This window comes from Streptomyces sp. A012304, assembly GCF_026008495.1.
Lineage (GTDB): Bacteria > Actinomycetota > Actinomycetes > Streptomycetales > Streptomycetaceae > Streptomyces.
Window position 1 is genome coordinate 86,284 of record NZ_BQUN01000034.1, and the last position, 4,277, is coordinate 90,560.

A 4,277-nucleotide genomic window follows, 5' to 3' on the forward strand; every position below is an offset into this window, starting at 1 on the left:
GCGGGCCCGCTCCATCACCCTGCGTAGTGCCTCTCGCCTCTCGCGGCCGGGCAGTGTAGACATGGCACATGGTCCGACTCCTGGGGCGATCGGGTGCCCGGCCGGTCCGTCGTCCCGGAGGCCCCCGGGTGCGGCGCACGTCCGAGACCACGCTGGGCGGGCGCAGTCTCGCCGCGCAGGTGTTCGTCCTGCAGGTGGTCATCGTGCTGCTGCTGGTCGTCGGCGCCGTGGTGGCGCTGGTACTCCAGGTGCGGCACGACTCGACCCGGGAGGCCCGCAACCGTTCACTCGCCGTCGCCGAGACCTTCGCCAACGCGCCGGGCACGGTGGCGGCGCTGGACAGTCCGGACCCGACGGCGGTGCTCCAGCCGCGCGCCGAGGCCGCCCGCGAGGCGGCGGAGGTCGACTTCATCGTCGTGATGAACCCCGAAGGGGTCCGCTACACGCACCCCAAGCCGGACCGGATCGGCAAGAAGTTCGTCGGGACGCTGGCACCGGCGCAGGCCGGGGGCACGGTCGTGGAGGAGATCGACGGGACGATCGGCCGGCTGGTGCAGGCGGTCGTACCGGTGAAGGCGCCCGACGGGACGGTCGTGGGTCTGGTGTCGGCGGGTATCACCACCGAGCGCGTCGGCGGCACCGCGGACCGTCAGCTGCCGCTGGTGCTGGCCACCGCGGCGGCGGCCCTCGCCCTGGCCACCGGCGGCACGGCGCTGGTCAGCCGCCGGCTGCTGCGCCAGACCCACGGTCTGGGCCCGCGCGAGATGACCCGCATGTACGAGCACCACGACGCGGTCCTGCACGCGGTGCGCGAAGGGGTGATCATCGTCGGCGGCGACGGTGACCTGCTGCTCGCCAACGACGAGGCGCACCGGCTGCTGAACCTGCCCCCGGACGCCGAGCGGCGCAAGGTGCTCGACCTCGGGCTGGACGCCGGCACGGCCGAACTGCTCGCCTCCGGGCGGGTCGCCACGGACGAGGTGCACCTCGTCGGGGAGCGACTGCTGGCCATCAACCAGCGGCCCACACAGCTCGCGGGCGGGCCGGCCGGCAGCGTCGCCACGCTGCGCGACTCCACGGAGCTGCGCGCCCTGTCGGGCCGGGCGGAGGCGGCCCGCGAGCGCCTCGACATGCTGTACGCGGCCGGGGTGCGCATCGGGACCAGCCTGGACGTGACCCGTACGGCGGAGGAGCTGGCGGAGCTGGCGGTGCCCCGGTTCGCGGACTTCGCGACCGTGGACCTCTTCGACGCCGTGCTGGCCGGGGAGGAGCCGGAGGCCCGGGCCACACTGCGGCGCACGGCGCTGGCCTGCGTCCGCAAGGGCGCGCCGCTGTACGCGGTGGGCGAGCAGATCCGGTTCGTCGACTCCGCGCCGCAGGCCCGCTCGCTGGCCGCCGAGCGGCCCGTCCTGGAGGCGCGGCTCGCCGAGTCCCCGGGGTGGCGGGCGCAGGACCTGGAACGCACCGAGCAGGTCGTGGAGTTCGGCATCCACTCGCTGATCACGGTGCCGGTGCGGGCCGGGGCGCTGGTGCTGGGCGTGGTCAGCTTCTGGCGGTCGGAGCGGCCCGATCCGTTCGACCCGGAGGAGGTGGCCCTCGCGGAGGAGCTGGTGGCGCGGGCCGCGGTCTCCATCGACAACGCGCGCCGTTTCACCCGCGAGCACGGGATGGCCGTCACGCTGCAGCGCAGCCTGCTGCCGCGCACCCTGCCCGAGCAGGGCGCCCTGGACATCGCCTACCGGTATCTGCCCGCGCAGGCGGGGGTCGGCGGCGACTGGTTCGACGTGCTGCCGCTGTCCGGGGCCCGGGTGGCGCTGGTGGTGGGTGACGTCGTCGGGCACGGGCTGCACGCGGCGGCCACCATGGGCCGGCTGCGCACCGCCGTGCACAACTTCTCCGCGCTGGATCTGGCGCCGGAGGAACTCCTCGGGCTGCTGGACGAGCTGGTGGCGCGGATCGACCAGGACGAGGCGGCCGACGGCGCGACCGCTCCGGTCGCGGGGGCGACCTGTCTGTACGCCATCTACGATCCGGTCTCCCAGCGGTGCACCGTGGCCCGGGCCGGCCATCCGCCGCCCGCGCTGGTCCACCCGGACGGGCAGGTGGAGTTCCCGAAGGTGCCGGCCGGTCTGCCGCTCGGCCTGGGCGGGCTGCCGTTCGAGACGGCCGAGCTGGAGCTGGCGGAGGGCAGCCGACTGGTGCTGTACACGGACGGGCTGGTGGAGGACCGGCGGCAGGACATCGACACGGGTCTGGAGCGGCTGCGCGGCGCGCTGGAGCGGACCGACAGCTCACCGGAGGAGACCTGCCGGACGGTCCTGGAGTCCCTGCTGCCGGCCCGCCCGAACGACGACATCGCGCTGATCGTCGCCCGCACCCGGGCGCTCGGCGCGGACCGGGTCGCCGAGTGGGGCGTGCCGGTGGATCCGGCCGCGGTGGGCGAGGTGCGCGCCGCGGTCGCCGAGCAGCTGGTGCGCTGGGAGCTGGAGGACCTGTCCTTCACGACGGAGCTGATCCTGAGCGAGCTGGTCACCAACGCGATCCGCTACGGCACCGCCCCGGTGCGGGTACGGCTGCTGCGGGACCGCACCCTGATCTGCGAGGTCTGGGACGGCAGCAGCACCTCGCCGCATCTGCGGTACGCGGCGATGACCGACGAGGGCGGCCGCGGTCTGTTCCTGGTCGCCCAGCTCACCGACCGCTGGGGCACCCGCTACACCCCCACCGGGAAGGTCATCTGGGCGGAACAGCCGTTGCCGTAGGGCGAATTGGGCGCCATCTGACTCATAAAAGCCGTTTATGAGCTCATAGACCGGACCCGCGTACCGAGTTAGGCATGCCTTAGTTTAGGCTTCCCGTCGAGATCGTTCTGTCGCCGCTCGAAGGGAACCTGATCATGCCCCGCCCCCTGCGGGTAGCCATCGTCGGAGCCGGCCCCGCCGGGATCTACGCCGCCGACGCGCTGCTCAAGTCCGATGTGGCCGCCGACCCCGGTGTGTCCATCGACCTCTTCGAGCGCATGCCGGCCCCGTTCGGACTGATCCGGTACGGCGTGGCTCCGGACCACCCCCGGATCAAGGGCATCATCACGGCCCTGCACCAGGTCCTCGACAAGCCGCAGATCCGCCTGTTCGGCAACGTCGACTACCCGACCGACATCAACCTCGACGACCTGCGCGCCTTCTACGACGCCGTGATCTTCTCGACCGGCGCGATGGCCGACCGCGAGCTGTCGATCCCCGGCATCGAGCTGGACGGCTCCTACGGCGCCGCCGACTTCGTCTCCTGGTACGACGGCCACCCGGACGTTCCGCGCACCTGGCCGCTGGAGGCCGAGAAGGTCGCCGTCCTCGGCGTCGGCAACGTCGCCCTGGACGTGGCCCGCATCCTCGCCAAGACGGCGGACGAGCTGCTGCCCACGGAGATCCCGCCGAACGTCTACGAGGGCCTGAAGGCCAACAAGGCGCTGGAGATCCACGTCTTCGGCCGCCGTGGCCCGGCGCAGGCCAAGTTCTCCCCGATGGAGCTGCGGGAGCTGGACCACTCCCCCACCATCGAGGTCGTCGTCGACCCCGAGGACATCGACTACGACGACGGCTCGATCGCGACCCGGCGCGGCAACAAGCAGGCCGACATGGTCGCCAAGACGCTGGAGAACTGGGCGATCCGCGACATCGGCGAGCGCCCGCACAAGCTGTTCCTGCACTTCTTCGAGTCCCCGACGGAGATCCTCGGCGAGGACGGCAAGGTCGTCGGCCTGCGCACCGAGCGCACCGCCCTGGACGGCACCGGCAACGTCAAGGGCACCGGCGAGTTCAAGGACTGGGACGTCACCGCGGTCTACCGTGCCGTCGGCTACCTGTCGGAGAAGCTGCCGAAGCTGCCCTGGGACCTGGAGTCGGGCACGGTCCCCGACGAGGGCGGCCGGGTCATCGAGGACAGCGGCGCCCACCTGCAGTCGACGTACGTCACCGGCTGGATCCGGCGCGGCCCGGTCGGTCTGATCGGCCACACCAAGGGCGACGCCAACGAGACGGTGGCCAACCTGCTGGACGACTTCGCCAACGGCCGTCTGCACACGCCGGCCGCACCGGCGCCCGAGGCCGTGGACGCGTTCCTCGCCGAGCGCCAGGTCCGCTTCACCACCTGGGAGGGCTGGTACAAGCTGGACGCGGCGGAGAAGGCGCTGGGCGAGCCGCAGGGCCGCGAGCGCGTGAAGATCGTCGAGCGTGAGGACATGCTCCGCGAGAGCGGCGCGTAGACACACACGCGTGGGC

2 protein-coding genes are annotated in these 4,277 nt (G+C 72.6%); both read left to right on the plus strand.

What is annotated here, in order from left to right:
- Window positions 1–68 precede the first annotated feature (68 nt).
- A complete protein-coding gene (locus ALMP_RS07460; RefSeq protein ID WP_264925435.1) occupies window positions 69–2,762 on the plus strand; it encodes a SpoIIE family protein phosphatase/ATP-binding protein in 2,694 nt (897 codons plus the stop codon).
- Window positions 2,763–2,896: 134 nt separating this feature from the next.
- Window positions 2,897–4,261: an FAD-dependent oxidoreductase gene (locus tag ALMP_RS07465; protein WP_264925436.1), complete on the plus strand. Its 1,365-nt coding sequence runs from the start codon at window positions 2,897–2,899 to the stop codon at window positions 4,259–4,261.
- Window positions 4,262–4,277 lie beyond the last annotated feature (16 nt).

What these genes read in the sequence shown, in the direction of transcription:
- ALMP_RS07465 (WP_264925436.1), top strand. Translation starts at nt 2,897, where the DNA reads ATGCCCCGCCCCCTGCGGGTAGCCATCGTCGGAGCCGGCCCCGCCGGG.
- ALMP_RS07460 (WP_264925435.1), top strand. Translation starts at nt 69, where the DNA reads ATGGTCCGACTCCTGGGGCGATCGGGTGCCCGGCCGGTCCGTCGTCCC.